16 protein-coding genes are annotated in these 17,265 nt (G+C 71.3%); 11 read left to right on the forward strand and 5 right to left on the reverse strand.

Annotation, left to right across the window (positions count from 1 at the left end; all coding sequences use genetic code 11):
- Nucleotides 1-93 precede the first annotated feature (93 nt).
- Together ACIQ8J_RS21190 and ACIQ8J_RS21195 are read right to left on the reverse strand one after the other, a co-directional pair.
- Nucleotides 94-366, reverse strand: a complete 273-nt coding sequence (locus ACIQ8J_RS21190; RefSeq protein WP_403275383.1) for a hypothetical protein — start codon at nucleotides 364-366, stop codon at nucleotides 94-96.
- Between the two features lie 80 nt (nucleotides 367-446).
- Complete coding sequence (locus tag ACIQ8J_RS21195; protein WP_403275303.1) at nucleotides 447-1,469, reverse strand: LacI family DNA-binding transcriptional regulator; 1,023 nt, start codon at nucleotides 1,467-1,469, stop codon at nucleotides 447-449.
- A gap of 184 nt (nucleotides 1,470-1,653) precedes the next feature.
- On the opposite strand from ACIQ8J_RS21195, the gene ACIQ8J_RS21200 reads away from it, so the two are divergent.
- From ACIQ8J_RS21200 to ACIQ8J_RS21210, 3 genes are all read left to right on the forward strand, one after another.
- Nucleotides 1,654-2,349, forward strand: coding sequence for an alpha/beta fold hydrolase (locus tag ACIQ8J_RS21200; RefSeq protein WP_403275305.1), 696 nt, complete (start codon nucleotides 1,654-1,656; stop codon nucleotides 2,347-2,349).
- An 83-nt stretch (nucleotides 2,350-2,432) separates the two neighbouring features.
- Nucleotides 2,433-2,636: a hypothetical protein gene (locus tag ACIQ8J_RS21205; RefSeq protein WP_382797956.1), complete on the forward strand. Its 204-nt coding sequence runs from the start codon at nucleotides 2,433-2,435 to the stop codon at nucleotides 2,634-2,636.
- A gap of 142 nt (nucleotides 2,637-2,778) precedes the next feature.
- Nucleotides 2,779-4,272: a flotillin family protein gene (locus ACIQ8J_RS21210; RefSeq protein WP_403275307.1), complete on the forward strand. Its 1,494-nt coding sequence runs from the start codon at nucleotides 2,779-2,781 to the stop codon at nucleotides 4,270-4,272.
- A 63-nt stretch (nucleotides 4,273-4,335) separates the two neighbouring features.
- Here the strand turns inward: ACIQ8J_RS21210 and ACIQ8J_RS21215 are convergent, their stop codons facing one another.
- Nucleotides 4,336-5,778: an APC family permease gene (locus ACIQ8J_RS21215; protein ID WP_403275309.1), complete on the reverse strand. Its 1,443-nt coding sequence runs from the start codon at nucleotides 5,776-5,778 to the stop codon at nucleotides 4,336-4,338.
- A 159-nt stretch (nucleotides 5,779-5,937) separates the two neighbouring features.
- Between ACIQ8J_RS21215 and ACIQ8J_RS21220 the strand changes: the two genes are divergently transcribed.
- From ACIQ8J_RS21220 to ACIQ8J_RS21230, 3 genes are all read left to right on the forward strand, one after another.
- The gene (locus ACIQ8J_RS21220; RefSeq protein WP_403275311.1) at nucleotides 5,938-7,146 is read left to right on the forward strand and encodes an ROK family protein; all 1,209 of its coding nucleotides are present in this window, start codon (nucleotides 5,938-5,940) and stop codon (nucleotides 7,144-7,146) included.
- 122 nt (nucleotides 7,147-7,268) lie between these two features.
- Entirely contained in the window at nucleotides 7,269-9,986 is a 2,718-nt protein-coding gene (locus ACIQ8J_RS21225) for a glycosyl hydrolase 2 galactose-binding domain-containing protein (RefSeq protein WP_403275313.1), read from the forward strand.
- 81 nt (nucleotides 9,987-10,067) lie between these two features.
- Nucleotides 10,068-10,340: a DUF1876 domain-containing protein gene (locus tag ACIQ8J_RS21230; RefSeq protein WP_403275315.1), complete on the forward strand. Its 273-nt coding sequence runs from the start codon at nucleotides 10,068-10,070 to the stop codon at nucleotides 10,338-10,340.
- Nucleotides 10,341-10,412: 72 nt separating this feature from the next.
- Here the strand turns inward: ACIQ8J_RS21230 and ACIQ8J_RS21235 are convergent, their stop codons facing one another.
- Complete coding sequence (locus tag ACIQ8J_RS21235) at nucleotides 10,413-11,459, reverse strand: glycosyl hydrolase family 18 protein (protein ID WP_403275317.1); 1,047 nt, start codon at nucleotides 11,457-11,459, stop codon at nucleotides 10,413-10,415.
- Nucleotides 11,460-11,759: 300 nt separating this feature from the next.
- On the opposite strand from ACIQ8J_RS21235, the gene egtA reads away from it, so the two are divergent.
- Genes egtA through egtD form a run of 4 tightly spaced genes read left to right on the forward strand, consistent with a single transcriptional unit; the run spans nucleotide 11,760 to nucleotide 16,025 of the window.
- On the forward strand, nucleotides 11,760-13,013 hold the full coding sequence (egtA, locus tag ACIQ8J_RS21240; protein WP_403275319.1) for an ergothioneine biosynthesis glutamate--cysteine ligase EgtA: 1,254 nt from the start codon (nucleotides 11,760-11,762) through the stop codon (nucleotides 13,011-13,013).
- Nucleotides 13,010-14,311 carry an ergothioneine biosynthesis protein EgtB gene (gene egtB, locus ACIQ8J_RS21245; RefSeq protein WP_403275321.1) on the forward strand — a complete coding sequence of 434 codons (1,302 nt, stop codon included), beginning with the start codon at nucleotides 13,010-13,012 and terminating at the stop codon, nucleotides 14,309-14,311. The genes egtA and egtB overlap by 4 nt, the downstream gene beginning before the upstream one ends.
- The gene (gene egtC, locus ACIQ8J_RS21250; protein WP_403275323.1) at nucleotides 14,311-15,063 is read left to right on the forward strand and encodes an ergothioneine biosynthesis protein EgtC; all 753 of its coding nucleotides are present in this window, start codon (nucleotides 14,311-14,313) and stop codon (nucleotides 15,061-15,063) included. The genes egtB and egtC overlap by 1 nt, the downstream gene beginning before the upstream one ends.
- Nucleotides 15,063-16,025: an L-histidine N(alpha)-methyltransferase gene (egtD, locus tag ACIQ8J_RS21255; protein WP_403275325.1), complete on the forward strand. Its 963-nt coding sequence runs from the start codon at nucleotides 15,063-15,065 to the stop codon at nucleotides 16,023-16,025. The genes egtC and egtD overlap by 1 nt, the downstream gene beginning before the upstream one ends.
- A gap of 52 nt (nucleotides 16,026-16,077) precedes the next feature.
- Here the strand turns inward: egtD and ACIQ8J_RS21260 are convergent, their stop codons facing one another.
- Nucleotides 16,078-16,524 (reverse strand): nitroreductase family deazaflavin-dependent oxidoreductase, encoded by a 447-nt coding sequence (locus ACIQ8J_RS21260; protein ID WP_403275327.1) that lies wholly within the window; start codon nucleotides 16,522-16,524, stop codon nucleotides 16,078-16,080.
- Between the two features lie 240 nt (nucleotides 16,525-16,764).
- On the opposite strand from ACIQ8J_RS21260, the gene ACIQ8J_RS21265 reads away from it, so the two are divergent.
- A complete protein-coding gene (locus ACIQ8J_RS21265) occupies nucleotides 16,765-17,244 on the forward strand; it encodes a DUF2243 domain-containing protein (RefSeq protein WP_403275329.1) in 480 nt (159 codons plus the stop codon).
- Nucleotides 17,245-17,265 lie beyond the last annotated feature (21 nt).

The raw sequence follows: 17,265 nt of genomic DNA on the forward strand, positions 1-17,265 counted from the left end.
CCGTGGCGGCCTGTTCGCCCAGTGAAGTGATGTTCATGAATGGCCGCGACCGAGTCTCTGCCCGGCGCCCTCCGCTGTCAACGGGCCCCCGGACTAGAACCCGGTCCGCGGCGGCACGACCATCGCGGTCAGCCCGTAATCCAGCTCGGATCCGTCGACGAGCAGCGCCTCGATCGCGCGGCTTGCGGGATCGATGTCGGCCACGATGCCGTGTCCGGCGTAGCGCGGATAGCCCGAGGACCCCGTCTCGCCGGTCGCCTCCACGACGGCCGACCGCACGGCGCTGTCCGCCACCGAGGCACCGCCCCGGTCCTCGACGTGCTCGGGAACCAGCAGGATCTCGAATCGCTGCGGGTGGCGGCTCACGCGCCGCGGTTGATTGCTCATGCTCCCGACGCTAGACACCTCCGGCCGCGCGCGCACGCCGTCCCGGCCCGGACCCCGGCTCAGCTCGATTCGCGGGGCACCGCACGGGCGCCCATCAGATCGTGGCGCTCCGCAGCGCCGTCCGGGTCGCGGACCACGCGGTCGACCAGTTCGGCGAGGTGGCGGCCGGTCACCATCTCCACGTGGACCGTGCTGAGGCGGGGGCGCAGGAGCCTGCCGAGCAGGAGGTCGTCGGCGCCGATCACCGCGACCTCACCGGGGACATCGATGTCAGCGTCCTGGAGGGCGCGCATCAGCAGCATCGCGTACTCGTCGTTGTAGGCGAACACCGCGTCGAGCCCCAACTCCCGCCAGCGGCCCGCCAGTTCGGCAGCCGACTCCTCCTCGTACGCCATCGTCACGGGCTCGATCACGGTGTCGGTGCCGTGCACGGCCCTGCGGGCACCGGCCAGGCGCGGCGTGGAGAAGAGTTCGAGCCCGTCCTCGGCGGGGATCAGCACGCCGATGCGCCGGCGGCCCCGCTCGCGCAGGTGGGCGACCGCGCTCTCGCCGATCTCGCGCTGGTCCATCACGAGCGCGTGGGCGCCCTCGACGCGCTGCGGGCCGAGCGTTATCACCGCGCGGGCCCCGGAGCGCTTGAGGAGCTGGACGCCCTGCGGGGTCAGTTCGATCTCGCCGAGCGAGACCACGGCGACCGGCCGCAGCTCGGCCCAGGCGCGGGCCGCCTCGTCCGCGCCGAGCCCGAGGCTGCCGTACTGGACGACGGTGTAGTCGAGCCGGCGCAGCTCCCACTGGAGCTCGTTGAAGAAGCGGCTGTAGAGCGGACCCACCGGAATGTGCGCCGTGGGCAGCAGCACGATCCGGGTGCGCCCGGCGCGCAGGCTGCGGGCCGCGGCGTGCGGCACATAGCCCAGTTCCTCGGCGGCGGCGCGGACCCGGACCCGGGTCGGTTCGCTGATCCGCACGGCCGAGGTGTTGTTGAGCACGTAACTCACGGTCGCCCGGGAGACCCCGGCCAGGCGGGCCACATCGGCGCTGGTCGGTACGGGGCGGTCGGCAGGCTGCTTGGGTGTCTGGCTCATCGCGATCGGCATCTTTCCAGACCCGTCCCGGCCAGGGTCCAGCGGATGGCCTGAATTCGATGCCACACAGCGCTTACACGAGAAATTGACACGTGTAACCTGGTCCGTGCGACCCAGCTACCGGGTGAGCGTGCGCCGACAGACGTACGGGTCCCGTGGAAAACCAGCCCCGAAAGGCATCACCGTGCAGCTCACCACCCGCACCTGGGGAGCGGGCGACCGCGTCGCGCTCCTGATTCACGGGATCATGTCCGACCACCGCACCTGGCGCAAGGTCGGCCCCGCGCTCGCCGAGCGGGGCTACCGTGTCATCGCGATCGACCTGCGCGGCCACGGCGCGAGCGGGCGCGGCGAGTACAGCGCCGGACTCTTCGCGGACGATCTCGTCGAAACCCTCCCGGCCGACGCCGAGTTGGCGATCGGGCACTCGCTCGGCGGGCTCTCCCTGGCACTGGCCGCCGAGCGGCTGCGACCGCAGCGCGCGGTCTACTCGGACCCCGCCTGGCACCTCAACTCCCCGCAGAATCAGGCCAGTCCGGAGATCTTCGCGCTGTTCAAGTCGGCGACGCGGGAGATGGTCGCGGCACTCAATCCGCGCTGGGAGGCCGAGGACGTCGACATCGAACTGGCGACGCTGAAGGTCTGGGACGAGAACACCGCGCTGGGCCTCACCGCGATGTTCGGCACGGACCTGGTTCCCGAGCGGGCCGTCGTGCCCTCGCTCGTCCAGTTCGCCGACGCGAGCTTCCTGTACGACGCGGCCGAAGCCGCCCGCCTCGAAGCCCGCGGCTTCGAGGTCCGTACGGTCGAGGGCGCCGGGCACACCATCCACCGCGACGACTTCGAGGGGTTCATGGCCTCGCTCGACGGCTGGATCTGAGCGAGAGCCCGCGGGACGGGGCCGGGTTCCGACCGGACCGCCCCGGCGGGCCGGTCGGTTACGCTCCCCGGATGAGCGAGGACATGGTGGGTCTGGTCGGGCGGGTGACCGGGACAATCGGCCCCGGGCTGGTCGGGGAGGTCATCGTCAGGATCCGCGGCGGGGCCGAGCACTTCCTCGCCCACCCGGCGCCGGGGACGGGACGACTGGAGTCCGGGACGGTCGTGACGGTGGTGGAATACCTGCCTCCGCGCACCGTGTACGTCATGGCCGCATACGACAACTGAGCACGCCCACGCTCAAGTTGACCAGGCCTTTCATCGGTGCGTATCAAGATGGCGACAAGGATCCGTCAGCGTCTTCACGCCACCGGGGGCCGGGCGCACACTCCCCTCATCGGTGCCGAGCGGCACCGCATGAAGGGGGCGTATGCCGATGGTCGTCGGCGTCGTGGCGGGACTGGTTCTCGCCACCATCATCGTTCTGGTCGGCCTGTTCAAACTGATGTGGCGGGTGGCCGAGCCGAACGAGGCACTCATCATCTCCGGCTCCAAGCACCGGACCGAAGGCCTTGGTGAGGGCATGGGGTTCCGCATCGTCACCGGACGGGGAACCCTGGTACTGCCGGGAGTGCAGGCGGTACGGAAGCTGTCGCTCGATCTCAACGAGACCGAGCTGTCGGTGGACTGCGTGACCCAGCAGGGCATCCCGCTGCGGGTGCGGGGAGTCGTGATCTTCAAGGTGGGCGACGACTTCGTGTCGATCGCCAATGCCGCGCGGCGCTTCCTGGACCAGCAGAGGATGATGTCGGAGCGGGTGCACAACGTATTCGCCGGTCATCTCCGTTCCATCGTGGGCGGGTTGACGGTCGAGGACATGATCCGCGACCGGGAGAAGCTCACCGGGCAGACCCGGGCCGCCTGCGGTACGGAGATGGAGAAGCTCGGTCTGATCGTCGACTCGCTGCAGATCCACGAGATCGAGGACCCGACCGGGTACATCAAGAACCTCGCCATGCCGCACGCCGCCGCGGTGCAGCGCGATGCCCGCATCGCGCAGGCGGAGGCGAACCTGCGGGCGACCGAGGCCGAACAGGCCGCGTTCGCGCGGATGTCGGAGGCCACCCGGGACAGCGAGATCCTCCAGGCCGGTTACCAGGCCGAGCGGGACAAGGCCGCCGCCAGTTCCAAGCAGGCCGGTCCGCTCGCGGACGCGGCCGCCCGGCAGGAGGTCGTGGTCCAGGAGACGCGGGTCGCCGAACTGGAGGCACAGCGCCGCGAGCAGCAGCTCCAGGCGGATGTGCGCAAGCCCGCCGACGCGCAGGCCTACGAGAAGCGGACGCTGGCCGAGGCCGAGCGCGACGCCCGCATCTCGGCCGCCCAGGCCAAGGCGAAGGAGACCGAGCTCGCGGCGGCGGCCGAGGCGACCCGGGTGAAGACGGCCGCGGCCGCCGAGGCCCAGGCCACCGAGGCACGCGGTCTCGCGGCCGCGACGGCGACCCGGGCGACCGGTGAGGCCGAGGCGGCGGCGACGCAGGCCAAGGGGCTCGCCCAGGCCGAGTCGGCGAAGGCCCGGGGCCTGGCCGAGGCCGAGGCGATCAAGGCGCGTGCCGCGGCGCTCGCCGAGAACCAGGAGGCCGTGGTCGCCCAGCAGCTCGCCGAGAACTGGCCGCAGATCGTGGAGGCGGGTGCCGCCGCCTTCGGCAATGTGGAGCACATGGTGCTGCTCAACGGCGCCGAGGGCATGTCGGAGATGTTCGCGAAGGCGCTGACGATGGGCGGTACGGGTCTGGGCCTGGCCCGCCAGCTGCTCGCCTCGATGAACCAGAACGGCCAGGCTCCCAACGGGCAGTCCCCGGCCGTTCCTTCCCCCCTGTCGAAGCCGATCCCGGTCACGGAGGACGGCGGGCTGGGCAGCAAGTAGGCTCTGTAGCACGCGAGTTGGCCCCGCCCGGCTGCCGGGCGGGGCCAACGGCGTGTCCGCGCCTCAAGCGGGGAGGGCGGCCGACTCATCGAGGTACTCCTCGCGGACCTCGCGCGGCCCGAACGGCCAGACCTTCTCCAAGCGCGCCCACAGGAAGAAGGCGGCGCAGCCGAGTGCCAGCCAGGCCAGCGACCATTCGATGGGGTGGCGGCCGGGCGAGTTCTTGTCGGCGTACCCGTAGATGACGAGCCAGCCGGCGAGGGCGACCAGGCTCGGCAGCGGGTAGAGCCACATCTTGTACGGGCGGCGCAGTCCGGGCTGCCGCTTGCGCAGCACGGTGACGGCGAGGATCTGGGCGAACGCCTGCACGATGACCATCACCGTGGTGAGCAGCTGGATGAGGGTGGTCAGATCGGTGCTGCGGCCGATCATGAAGCCGATGGCGGTGATGACGCCCATGGTGGCCAGGCCCAGCATCGGGAAGCGGTGCCGGGGGTGCAGCTTGGCGTAGGGGCGGAAGAACACCTTGTCGCGGGCGGCGTCGTACGGGACCCGGGAGCCGCCGAGCAGTCCCGTGAAGACGGAGGCGAACGCGGTCACCAGGATGAGCACGGTGACCACGTCGGCGGCGCCCTTGCCCCAGGCCTTCTCCAGGACCGCGGAGGCGACGGACGTCGAGGCGATGTCGTTCGGGTCGAGCATCCGCTGCCAGTCGATGACGCCGAGGGTGCCGATCTGGAGCAGCAGATAGATCGCCATGATGCCGAAGATGGAGTAGATGATGGAGCGCGGCAGGGTGCGTCCGGGGTCCTTGATCTCGGCGCCCATGTAGGCGGTGGTGTTGTAGCCGAGGTAGTCGTAGATGCCGATGGTGAGGCCCGCCGCGAAGCCGATCCAGAAGTGACTGCCCGTCAACTCGAAGGCGCCGGAGGGGTAGTCGAAGGCGAGGTGCGGGCTGAAGTCGGTGGCGGCGGCGATGATCACCAGGGCCACCGAGGCGATCATCACGACCCACATCACGGCGGTGATCCTGGCGATGTTCTCGATCCCCCGCCAGAGCAGCAGGACCACGAGGGCGATGATGCCGAGCCCGATCAGGTCGCCGGCGGTCTCGCCGAGGTCCGGGGCGAGGTAGCCGAGGTACTGCACGAACCCGACGACGCCGGTGGACATGGCAAGCGGGATGAAGAGCATCGCCGTCCACACGAACAGGAACGGCATCAGCCGGCCGGTGCGGTACTGGAAGGCCTGGCGCAGATAGACGTAGCTGCCGCCGGAACCGGGCAGCGAGGCGCCGAGTTCGGCCCAGATCAGCCCGTCGGCCAGCGCGAGTATCGCGCCCGCGACGAAGCCGATGACGGCCTGCGGGCCGCCGAAGGCGGCGACCATCAGCGGGATGGTCACGAAGGGGCCGATCCCGCACATCTGGCTCATGTTGATGGCGGTGGCCTGGAAGAGTCCGATCCGGCGGACGAAGCCGCCGGCCGGCGGAAGGGTTCCGGACACTGGGGTCCTCCCTGGGCTGATGAGAGAAAAGGGAGCTTCTGCCGATTCGCCAGTGCGGGGATTCGTCTCGGCGGCGGGTGTGCTTAAGTTAAGGACCCTTACTTTCACCGTCAAGGGGTCGTCAGTGAACAGCTCGGACCGATGCGTGAGAATGACGCGATGACCAGCAGCGACGAGGGCGGAGACCTGCCCTGGAACCCGCAGCGGCAGCGCAGCTCCAACGAGCGTCTGCTGCTCGACCGGCTGCGCACCGGGGGTCCCGCGTCCCGAGCCCAGCTGGCACGGGACACGGGTCTGTCCAAACCGACCGTGTCGAGCGCGCTGGCCTCGCTGGAACTCGCCGGTCTGGTCCGCGAGGCGGGCACCGTGACCCCCGAGCGGGGCCGCGCCGCCGTGCTCTACGCCCCCGACCCGACCGCGGGTTACGCCCTCGGCGTCGACATCGGCCGGGCCTGGCTGCGGGTCGCCCTCGCCGACCTCGACGGCACGGTCGTGGCCCGCTCCGAGGTCCGCAACCACGCCCGCACCTCGGCCACGATGGCCGAGCTGGTGGTCAGCAGCGCGCACCGGCTCGTCGAGGGCTCGGGCGTGGGCGCGGACAAGATAGCTCAGGCGGTGGTCGGCACCCCCGGTGTGTACGACGCCGAGAAGCGGCGCGTGCGCTATGCGCAGCACCTTCCGGGCTGGGGCAGGCCGGGCCTGTTTGACCAGATGCGGGAGCGGCTCGGCATCCCGCTCGCGGTGCACAACGACGCGAACCTCGCCGCGCTCGGCGAGTACACCTTCGGCGTCGGCGCGGGCAGCAGGCTCTTCGTGTACGTCATGGTCGGCACCGGCCTCGGCATGGGCGTGGTCAGCGAGGGCCAGCTCTTCACCGGGGCGCACGGCGGCGCCGGCGAGATCGGCTTCCTGCCGTGGCCCGGCCTCCAGAAGCCGGACACCCTGGAGGACGCGGTCTCCGGCGACGCGGTGGTCGAGGCCGCCCGCTCGCTCGGTATGGCGGGCCCGCTCACCGCGAAGGACGTCTTCGATGCGGCGCGGGCCGGAACTCGCCCCGCGGTCAAGGCGGTTCAGCTGGAGGGCGAGCGTCTCGCGCACACCGTCGCGGTGGTCGCGGCCGTCCTCGATCCCGATCTCGTGGTCCTGGGCGGCGGCGTCGGCCACAGCGCCGATCTGCTGCTCCGCACCGTACGGGAGACGCTTCGGGCGCTCACCCCGCTGCGCCCGAAGGTGGCGCCGAGCTCGCTCGGTGAGGACGCGGTGCTGCTCGGCGCGGTGGCCACCGCACTCGGCACGGCCCGGGACGTGGCCTTCGAGCGGCGCACGGCGCACGGACGACGGCCCGTCACTCCCCAGGCCTGCGATTGACATGACCACTCACCCCCTCTAGCTTCCTTGGAACCTTAGTAAGGTTTCTTAACTTGGGCTCCTCTCGGCCGAGTTGCCCAGCGAAGCGCGGATGTTCCGACCAGCCCCCCTGGGAGACCACCGTGTTCCACCGCCCTTCCTCCGTGCGCCGAAGGACCGCCGTCGTCGCGGTCCTCGGCCTGGTCCTGGCCCTCGCCGCCGGCACCTCGCCGGCCACGCCCCGCACCCGTCCCGCCTCTGGCACGGTGACCGCCGTCGCCTCGGCGCCGGGCAGCGCGACCGCCCTCGCCGGATACGCGATCCAGTCGACGGCCAAGGTCTCCGACTCCGCGGCCGCCGTGTCGAGCCCCGGCTATCCCGCGGCCGGCTGGTACCCGGCCGGCCCCCGTTCCACGGTCCTCGCCGCGCTGCTCGCGGCCGGAAAGTACCCGGACCCCTTCTACTCGACCGACCAGCAGAAGATCCCGACGGCGGACTTCGCGGTCCCCTGGTGGTACCGCTCGGACTTCACCGTCGCCGACACCGGCTCGCGCACCTACCTGGACTTCAGCGGAGTGATCTCGGCCGCCGACGTGTACGTGAACGGCAAGCAGGTCGCCGGCAAGACGGCGGTCACCGGCGCCTACACGCGTCATGAACTCGACGTCACCGGCCTGGTGAAGGCCGGAACCAACACCGTCGCGTTCCGGATCCAGCCCAACGATCCGAACAAGAACCTCACGATGGGCTGGATCGACTGGCTCCAGCCGCCTCCCGACCAGAACATGGGCATCGTCCGCGATGTGACGGTCAGACGCGGCGGCCCGGTCGCGCTGCGCGACGCGCACGTGGTGACGGCCCTCGCGGTGCCGTCGCTGTCGTCCGCCGACCTGACCGTGAAGGCGCAGGCCCGCAACGATTCGGCGGCCCCGGTCACCGCGACCGTCTCCGGCACCGTCGGACAGCTCGCGTTCAGCCAGGACGTGACGCTCGCGGCGCACGAGACGAAGGCGGTCACCTTCGCCCCGGCCGCCCACCCCCAACTCCGCCTGACCGCACCGCGCGTGTGGTGGCCGGCCGGGATGGGCGCGCAGCCTCTGTACGACCTGGATCTCACCGCGTCGGTGTCCGGCAACGCCTCCGACACCGTGCACGAGTCGTTCGGCATCCGCGATGTGAAGGCCCCGCTCAATGCCGACGGCGCCCGCCAGTACTCGGTCAACGGGCGCCCGCTGCTGATCAAGGGCGGTGGCTGGTCCCCCGACGAGTATCTGCGCTGGGACCGCACCTACGTCGAGGACCGGCTCACCTACGCACTCGACCTCGGTCTCAACACCATCCGCCTGGAAGGCCACATCGAGCCGGACGAGTTCTTCGACCTGGCCGACCGCCACGGCATCCTGACCCTGCCCGGCTGGGAGTGCTGCGACAAGTGGGAGGGCCAGGTCAACGGCAGCGAGTCGGGCGACGCATGGACCCCCGCCGACTACCCGGTGGCGAAGGCCTCCATGGCCGCCGAGGCGGCCCGGCTGCGCGACCACCCCAGCGTGATCTCGTTCCTGATCGGCAGCGACTTCGCCCCCGACCAGACGATCGAGAAGAACTATGTGGACGCGCTGAAGGCGGCCGACTGGCCGACGCCGGTGGTCGCCGCCGCCTCCGACAACTCGTCCCCGATCACGGGCAGTTCGGGCATGAAGATGACCGGGCCCTACGACTGGGTGCCGCCGGGGTACTGGTACAACAAGCAGGAGGGCGGAGCCACCGGCTTCAACTCCGAGACCAGCGCGGGGCCCGACATCCCGGCCCTGGACACCCTGCGCCGCATGCTGTCACCGGCGGAGCTCGACACCCTGTGGAAGAACCCCTCGGCGAAGCAGTACCACCGCTCCCCCTCGTCCACGTTCGCCACGCTCCAGCTGTACGACGACGCGCTGGCCGGCCGCTACGGCGCCCCGACCGGCCTCGCCGACTACGTGCGCAAGGCGCAGCTCGCCCAGTACGAGAACGTGCGGGCCCAGTACGAGGCGTACGCCCGCAACGCCAAGGACGCCTCGAAGCCGTCGACGGGGGTCGTCTACTGGATGTTCAACAGCGGATGGACGTCCCTGCACTGGCAGTTGACGGACCGGTATCTCGATCAGGGCGGCGCCTACTTCGGCGCGAAGAAGGCGAACGAGCCGCTGCACATCCAGTACTCCTACGACAACCGCGCGGTGACCGTCGTCAACTCCCGGCCCGCCGCCGCCTCCGGGCTCACCGCCCGGGTGAGCCTCTTCAATACGGACGGCACCCAGAAGTACGACCGGACGGTGAGTGGTGTGGACGTCGGCGGGAACGGAGCGAGCGCCACCGCGCTGACCGTCCCGGCGTCGGTGAGCGGTCTGTCCCCCACATATCTGGCGAAGCTGGTGCTCAGCGACGGCACCGGCAAGGAGGTGAGCCGCAATGTGTACTGGCTCTCCACCAAGCCCGATGTCCTGGACTACGCCAACACGGACTGGTACCACACCCCGACCACGGCCTACGCCGACCTCAAGGGCCTCGCCTCGATGCCGAGGGCGACGGTGTCCGCGACCGCAACGACCACGACGGGCACGGACGGCATGTCCACGACGACGGTCACGGTACGGAACACGGGCTCGGGCACGGCACCGTCGCTGCTGACCGACATCCATGTGGTGGACGCCCATGACGCCCCGGTCCTGCCGGTGCGGTGGTCGGACAACCAGGTGAGCCTGTGGCCCGGCGAGTCGGCGACCCTCACGGCGACCTACCGCACCGCCGATCTGCACGGCTCGGCACCCCGGCTGCGCGTCTCCGGCTGGAACACCCCGACGGCGACGGTCCCGGCGAACTGACCCGCAGGCCACGATTCGCGTCCCACGCACAAGGGGGGCACCCTGGAACAGAGGGGGGGTGCCCCCTGGAGGTGGTGTGCCATGTCCACACTCGTCGGATGGCATGTGGAGCTGGAGTTCTCCGAGCAGGGGCACCGCACCAGTGCGGCTGCCTTGATCAGACTCGCTGACGGCTCCGAGATCAAAGGGCGCGGCTACGCCATGCGCCACCCCTCCGACCCCGAGCAGCTGAGGGTCGGAGAAGAGATCGCCGGTGCGCGGGCACTCATGGGTCTCGCGTCCCAGCTGTTGCAGAAGGCACACGTCGAGATCGACGAGGTCGCGGGCAGACACTCGCGCCCCCTGACCCACTGAGCGAGGCGGCGCGCGACGCGTCGTCGCCTCCTCGGAGGAAGCAGGCCCAACACCCTTGCGTTTCAGCCCTGTTCAGACCCGGCCGAGGACCGGCCAGAGCCCCGGGTCCTCAAAGCCGAGTGCCCAGATCGTTGTGTTGCGGTTGCCGTAGCGGCGGAGCACCGGCAGGTCCGCGGCGACGCCGAGCGAGTCCTGGTACCAGACGTCGCGGACGCTGTCGTCCTCCTCGTACGTGAAGTGGGGGGTCTGCGACGCCGGGTCGAGCCGATAGGGGATGCCCATCTTCAGGCGCAGGGCCTCGGCCTCCCGCCAGGTGACGTGCCGCGTCCTGCCGCCGGGCACCCAGTCCCAGCCGTAGGCGGGCAGCCCCATTTCCAGCCGGTCCGCGGGGATCAGCGCGGTGGCCCGGCGCAGGATGTCGTCGTACCACTGCGGGCTGGCCAGCGGGCCCGGGGTGCCGCCCGACCAATGGAGGTCGTACGCCATGACGCGGACCCGGTCGGCGACCCGGCCGAGTGCCGGATAGTCCCAGATCCGGCCGGTGTCCGCGGTCTGCGGGGACACGGTGAGCACGCACTGCTTGCCGATGGCGTGCAGCCGCCCGCACAGTTCCGCGGCGAAGGCCGCGTAGGCGGAGCGCACGCCGAGATACTCGTCCTCGCCGGTCGGGGCGATCGACTCGTAGTCGATGTCGATGCCGTCGTAGGCCCGGCCGCGCACGACGGAGAGCAGCGTCTCGACGTGGGTGGTGCGGCGCCGGGCGTCGGTCAGGATCTCGGCGAGCTCGCCGGGCTCCATGGTCTCCATGACGGTCGGCACGACCTTGATCCCGGCCTGGTGCAATCCGTCGATGATGCGGGTCTCGCCCGCTCCCGGGTGGCCGTCGATCCGGTCGGCCGCCATCGCCTGGTACCAGAACGGGCTGACGGTGTGGAGCTGGGAGGCGTGCCGCAGCGCGTCCGCGTACGCGCCTTCCTGGTCCCAGTAAGGGAGCCAGCCGGAGACGGTGCGCGGGAGCGGCTCCGCGGCGGACGCCTGGGGCTGGGCGAGGGCGATGAGCAGGGCGGTGGTGGCGCACAGGGCGAAGAGGCGCAGTCGTGCGCCGGGGGAACGGGCCATGTGCCCGAGCCTGGCGCCCGCTCGGCGTGCCCGCTCCGTGGGTTGCGCCGTACAGGTCCTCCGGCGTCCGGATGGCCGCACATCTCGACGCCCCGCCGCCTCACCCTGGCGGCGAGCCGCCTGCGCGAGCGGTCCGGCCGGTGCTGAGCGATGCTGGAGCGAGAACGCCGCCTGGAAGCCCGCGGGCGGCGGCAGCCGCAGACGGCCGCCGTCCGGGCGGGCGCTCTTGTGCGATGCGACGAGAACGACTTAGGTGGTACGGCATGTGCCACCGACCCGCAGGAAGGCGATCATCTGTCCATGACCGCACGTGAGTTGACCGAAGCAGAGGCCGATGACCTGCTTCGATGTATCTGTTTCAAGACGGGTCCGCCACGCGCCGTCGGCGTGGAGCTGGAATGGCTCGTCCACGATCTCGACGACCCCCGGCTCCCCGTCCGGCACGACCGCCTGGAAGCCGCCTACGCCGCATTACTCACCCTGCCCCTGCGGTCGGCACTCACCGTCGAACCCGGCGGCCAGCTTGAGCTCAGCTCGCTGCCCGCCGCATCGCTCACGGAGTGCGTCTCCACCGTCTCCGCCGATCTGGCGGCCGTCCGCGCCGCCCTGAAACAGCGCGGTCTCACCCTCGTCGGCCTCGGCCAGGACCCCTGGCATCCCCCTCGCCGCATGCTGCACGAGGCCCGCTACGACGCCATGGAAGCCCATCTCGACCGGACGGGACCGGCCGGCCGCGCCATGATGTGCTCCACGGCCTCCGTCCAGGTCTGCATCGACGCCGGGTACGAGGAACCCGGACCGCTCGGCTACGGGCGGCGCTGGCTGATGGCACACCTGCTGGGTGCCGTCCTGGTCGCGGCGTTCGCCAACTCTCCGGTCAGCAAAGACACGTTGACCGGCTGGCGTTCGACGCGGCAGGCCAACTGGAGTGAGCTCGACCCGGTGTGCGCGCTCGCCCCGCCGCTCGACGCACCGCCGCGCGACGCCTGGGCGGCACACGTCCTGGACGCCCCGGTCATGTGCGTACGGACCGACGACGGACCCTGGTCGGCGCCGCCGGGTCTCACCTTCCGGCAGTGGCTGCGCACCGGGGCACCGCGGCCGCCCACCCGCGCCGATCTCGACTACCACCTGACCACCCTGTTCCCGCCCGTGCGGCCGCGCGGCCATCTGGAACTGCGGATGATCGACGCCCAGCCCGGCGACGACGGGTGGACCGTGCCGCTCGCCGTGACCAGCGCGCTCTTCGACGATCCAGAGGCGGCCGAGACCGCCTACCGGACCGTCAAACCCCTTGCCGAGCGCGCCGGTTCGCTGCCCGCGCCACGCAATCCGCTCTGGCGGGCGGCGGCCCACGACGGGCTCGCCGACCCGGAGCTGCGCGAGGCCGCCGCCGTGTGCTTCGCGGCGGCGCTCGACGCGCTCCCCCGGCTCGGCGCCGGCCCGGAGCTCCAGGACCGGGTCGCCGCCTTCACCGACCGCTATGTCGTACGGGGCCGATGTCCGGCCGACGACACACCCCCGCCCGCACCATCGAAGGACAGCCTCATATGACCGACCCGGAGCTGCTCAGGGAACGCGCCCTGGCAGCGCTCACCGCCGCGCGCGCCCGCACCGGCGTGCTCACCTCCAGCGTCGACGACCACGAACTGACCGAACAGCACTCGCCGTTGATGTCGCCGCTCGTGTGGGACCTGGCACACATCGGCAACCAGGAAGAGCAGTGGCTGCTGCGTGCCGTCGCCGGGCAGGACGCGATCCGGCCCGAGATCGACTCGCTGTACGACGCCTTCGAACACCCGCGCGCGGCACGCCCCAGCCTGCCGCTGCTCGCCCCCGCCGAGGCCCGCCGGTACGCCGCCGATGTGCGGGGCCGGGCGCTGGACGTCCTGGAGCGCACGCCGTTGCGCGGTGGGCCGCTCACCGATGCCGGGTTCGCCTTCGGGATGATCGCCCAGCATGAGCAGCAGCACGACGAGACGATGCTGATCACCCACCAGCTGCGCAGCGGTCCGGCCGCGCTCACCGCGCCCGAGCCGCCGACCGGCAGCACCGAGGGCCTGCCCGCCGAAGTCCTCGTCCCCGGCGGGCCGTTCACGATGGGCACCTCCACCGAGCCGTGGGCGCTGGACAACGAGCGCCCCGCGCACCACCGCATCGTGCCCGCCTTCCACCTCGATACGACCCCGGTGACGTGCGGGGCGTATCTGCGCTTCATCGAGGACGGCGGCTACCGAAATACCCGCTGGTGGGAGCCCGTGGGCTGGGCCATGGTCCGCGAACACGGGCTGACCGCACCGCTGTTCTGGCGCCGCGAGGGCGGTCAGTGGCTGCGCAGGCGGTTCGGGGTGACCGAGCCGGTGCCGTCCGACGAGCCCGTTCTGCACGTCAGCTGGTACGAGGCCGACGCGTACGCCCGCTGGGCGGGGCGGCGGCTGCCGTCCGAGGCCGAATGGGAGAAGGCGGCGCGCCACGACCCGGCCTCGGGCCGCTCACGCCGCTACCCCTGGGGCGACGCCGACCCCACCCCGGCCCACGCCAACCTCGGCCAGCGGCATCTGCGCCCCGCGCCCGCCGGAGCGTACCCGGAAGGTCAATCCCCCCTGGGTATACGGCAGTTGATCGGTGACGTGTGGGAGTGGACGTCGAGCGACTTCCTGCCCCATCCCGGCTTCGTCGCCTTCCCCTACCGCGAATACTCGGAGGTCTTCTTCGGCCCCGCGCACAAGGTGCTGCGCGGTGGTGCGTTCTCCGTGGACGAGGTGGCCTGCCGGGGGACCTTCCGCAACTGGGACCTGCCGGTCCGGCGGCAGATCTTCGCGGGCTTCCGCACGGCCCGGGACGCGGACTGATGTGCCGTCATATTGCTTACACCGGGCCGGTGTCGCCGCTGTCCGACCTCGTCATTCGGCCGCCGCACGCTCTGTACCGGCAGTCCTGGGAGCCGCGCCGGCAGCGCAACGGCACGGTCAACGCCGACGGTTTCGGCGTCGGCTGGTACGCGGACGGCGATCCGGTGCCGGCCCGCTACCGGCGCGCGGGGCCCATCTGGAGCGATCCGAACCTCGCCGACCTGGCCCGGGTGGTGCGCAGCCGCGCGCTGCTCGCCGCAGTGAGGGACGCCACCGAAGCGAGCGCGGACGGTGAGGCGGCGGCCGCGCCGTTCGCCACCGGGCGCTGGCTGTTCAGCCATAACGGCGCGGTGCGGGGCTGGCCGGGCAGCGTGGCGCGGCTCGCCGCCGGGCTGCCCGCCGAGGCCCTGCTCCGCCTGGTGGCCCGCTGCGACGCCGCGTTCGTCTGGGCGCTGGTGCTGCACCGGCTGACCAGCGGCGACCCGGCAAGCCAGGCGATGGCCGACACGGTCACCGAGCTGGCCGCGGCGGCGCCCGGCTCGCGCCTGAACCTGCTGCTCACCGACGGCGAGACGATCACCGCGACCGCCTGGGGCGACAGCCTCTGGTATCTGCACACGCCCGGCCGCTCGGCCGTCGTCGCCTCCGAACCGTACGACGACGATCCGCACTGGCGCGAGGTGCCCGACCGCACCCTGCTCACCGCCACCCCCACCGAAGTCCAGCTCACCCCCCTCAAGGAGCCCCAGTAGTGCGCCCGTTCCAGCTGACCCGCACCCTGCCCGAGGACGCCACCGGGGCCGCGCTGCGCGCCGATGTGCTGCGCGGACTGAGCGGCGCCGTGAAGTCGCTGCCGCCCAAGTGGTTCTACGACGCCCGCGGCAGTGAACTGTTCGAGGAGATCACCCGGCTGCCCGAGTACTACCCGACCCGGGCCGAGCGCGAGATCCTCACCGACCGATCCGCCGAGATAGCCGCCGCGACCGGCGCGCACACCCTGGTCGAGCTGGGCTCCGGCTCCTCGGAGAAGACCCGGCTGCTCCTGGACGCGCTGCCCGCGCCGCTGACGTACATCCCGGTGGACGTGAGCGAGAGCGCGCTGACCGGGGCGGCCGAGGGACTGCTCGCCGACCACCCCGGGCTCTCCGTGCACGCGCTGATCGCGGACTTCACGCACGGCCTCGAACTGCCCGAGGTGCCCGGCCCCCGGCTCGTGGCGTTCCTCGGCGGCACGATCGGCAATCTGCTGCCCGCCGAGCGAGCCGAATTCCTCACCTCCGTACGGAAGTTGATGGATCCCGGTGACTCGCTGCTGATCGGGACCGACCTGGTGAAGGAGGAGTCGGTCCTGGTGCGGGCGTACGACGACGCGTCGGGGGTGACGGCCGCCTTCAACAAGAACGTGCTCAGCGTCATCGACCGCGAACTCGGCGCCGACTTCGACCCGGACGACTTCGCGCATGTGGCGCTGTGGAACCGCGAGGAGGAGTGGATCGAGATGCGGCTGCGGGCCCGCCGCGCGGTGACCGTGAAGATTCCCGAAGTGGATCTGGTGGTCAGCTTCGCGGCGGGCGAAGAGCTGCGCACCGAGGTGTCGGCGAAGTTCCGCGAGGAAGGTGTGCGGGCCGAGCTGACGGCCGCCGGGTTCGTGCCGTCGCGCTGGTGGACGGATGCGGCCGGGCGGTTCGCGCTCTCGCTCGCGACCGCGGGCTGAAGGTCCGTGCGGGCCGCGCGGCACGAGCGCCGCGCGGCCCGCACGGGGGCCTTCAGTGGCTTTGCGGCGCCGGTTCCAGGACGAAGACGGGGATCTCCCGGTCCGTCTTCTTCTGGTACTCCGCGTAGTCGGGGAACGCCGCGACGGCCCGCTCCCACCACCGCGCCTTCTCCTCGCCGGTCACCTCACGGGCCGTCATGTCCCGCCGTACGGTGCCGTCTTGGAGCTCCACCCGGGGATCGGCGATGACGTTGTAGTACCAGACGGGGTTCTTGGGCGCGCCGCCCAGCGAGGCCACCGCCGCGTAGGTGCCGTCGTGCTCGACGCGCATGAGGGGCGACTTGCGCAGCTTGCCGCTCTTGGCGCCGCGCGTCGTCAGCAGGATCACGGACATGCCGCGCAGTGTCATCCCCTCCTTCCCGCCGGACTTCTCGATGAGTTCGACCTGCTCACGCACCCACTGGGTCGGGCTCGGCTCGTACTCGCCGTCGAGAGGCATGGATGGATCCCTTCGTCAGAGAAACTTCGGGCCGGCCCGGCTTCGGCCGGCGCACGAACAACGCCGGTGGCTCTCTCCATCTTCCCCTCGGCGATTCCCGGGCACCCCGGGAGGCACCGCCGTACGGGGCAGGAAGGCCGGATCCCGACGCTTGCCCGTGCCATCGGCGGGCAGCCGGACCAGGTGTCGTGTTCCGCGTCGGACGATCTCCCGCAGACTCCCACCGAGGACGTGCCGCCGATGGTGACTCCATCCGCTTCCCGGACCACACCCCAACCGCCGCAGGGCCAACCGCGACGCGCCCGTTCGGCCTGGTCCGGGGTGCTCATCGGCGTCGGCATCGCCGCCTTCGTCGACGAGACCGTCTTCCACCAGCTGCTGCACTGGCACCACTTCTACGACCGCTCGACACCGGACATCGGGCTGGTCTCCGACGGGCTCTTCCACGCCGTCGGCTGGTTCGCCGTCGTCATCGGTCTGGTCATGGTCGCCGATCTGCGCCGCCGGGCGGCGCTGCTGGGGCGCGCGCTGGCCGGGGGCATCCTGACCGGCACCGGGGCGTTCCAGCTGTACGACGGCACGGTCCAGCACAAGCTGATGAAGCTGCACCAGATCAGGTACCACGTCGATCTCACCCCGTACGACCTGACGTGGAACGTCCTCGCCGTGCTCTTCCTCGCGGCCGGAGTGCTGCTGCTGCGTGCGGCCAACCGCCGCTGATGTCATGGGAGTTGGCGGTCC

Origin of the sequence: Streptomyces sp. NPDC094147 (assembly GCF_044764265.1) — a bacterium.
Taxonomy (GTDB): Bacteria; Actinomycetota; Actinomycetes; order Streptomycetales; family Streptomycetaceae; genus Streptomyces.

Coding starts and splice junctions, on each gene's coding strand:
- ACIQ8J_RS21195 (WP_403275303.1), bottom strand. CDS start 1,469: ATGAGCCAGACACCCAAGCAGCCTGCCGACCGCCCCGTACCGACCAGC.
- ACIQ8J_RS21205 (WP_382797956.1), top strand. CDS start 2,433: ATGGTGGGTCTGGTCGGGCGGGTGACCGGGACAATCGGCCCCGGGCTG.
- ACIQ8J_RS21210 (WP_403275307.1), top strand. CDS start 2,779: ATGCCGATGGTCGTCGGCGTCGTGGCGGGACTGGTTCTCGCCACCATC.
- ACIQ8J_RS21220 (WP_403275311.1), top strand. CDS start 5,938: ATGACCAGCAGCGACGAGGGCGGAGACCTGCCCTGGAACCCGCAGCGG.
- ACIQ8J_RS21230 (WP_403275315.1), top strand. CDS start 10,068: ATGTCCACACTCGTCGGATGGCATGTGGAGCTGGAGTTCTCCGAGCAG.
- ACIQ8J_RS21235 (WP_403275317.1), bottom strand. CDS start 11,459: ATGGCCCGTTCCCCCGGCGCACGACTGCGCCTCTTCGCCCTGTGCGCC.
- egtA (WP_403275319.1), top strand. CDS start 11,760: ATGACCGCACGTGAGTTGACCGAAGCAGAGGCCGATGACCTGCTTCGA.
- egtB (WP_403275321.1), top strand. CDS start 13,010: ATGACCGACCCGGAGCTGCTCAGGGAACGCGCCCTGGCAGCGCTCACC.
- egtC (WP_403275323.1), top strand. CDS start 14,311: ATGTGCCGTCATATTGCTTACACCGGGCCGGTGTCGCCGCTGTCCGAC.
- ACIQ8J_RS21260 (WP_403275327.1), bottom strand. CDS start 16,524: ATGCCTCTCGACGGCGAGTACGAGCCGAGCCCGACCCAGTGGGTGCGT.
- ACIQ8J_RS21265 (WP_403275329.1), top strand. CDS start 16,765: ATGGTGACTCCATCCGCTTCCCGGACCACACCCCAACCGCCGCAGGGC.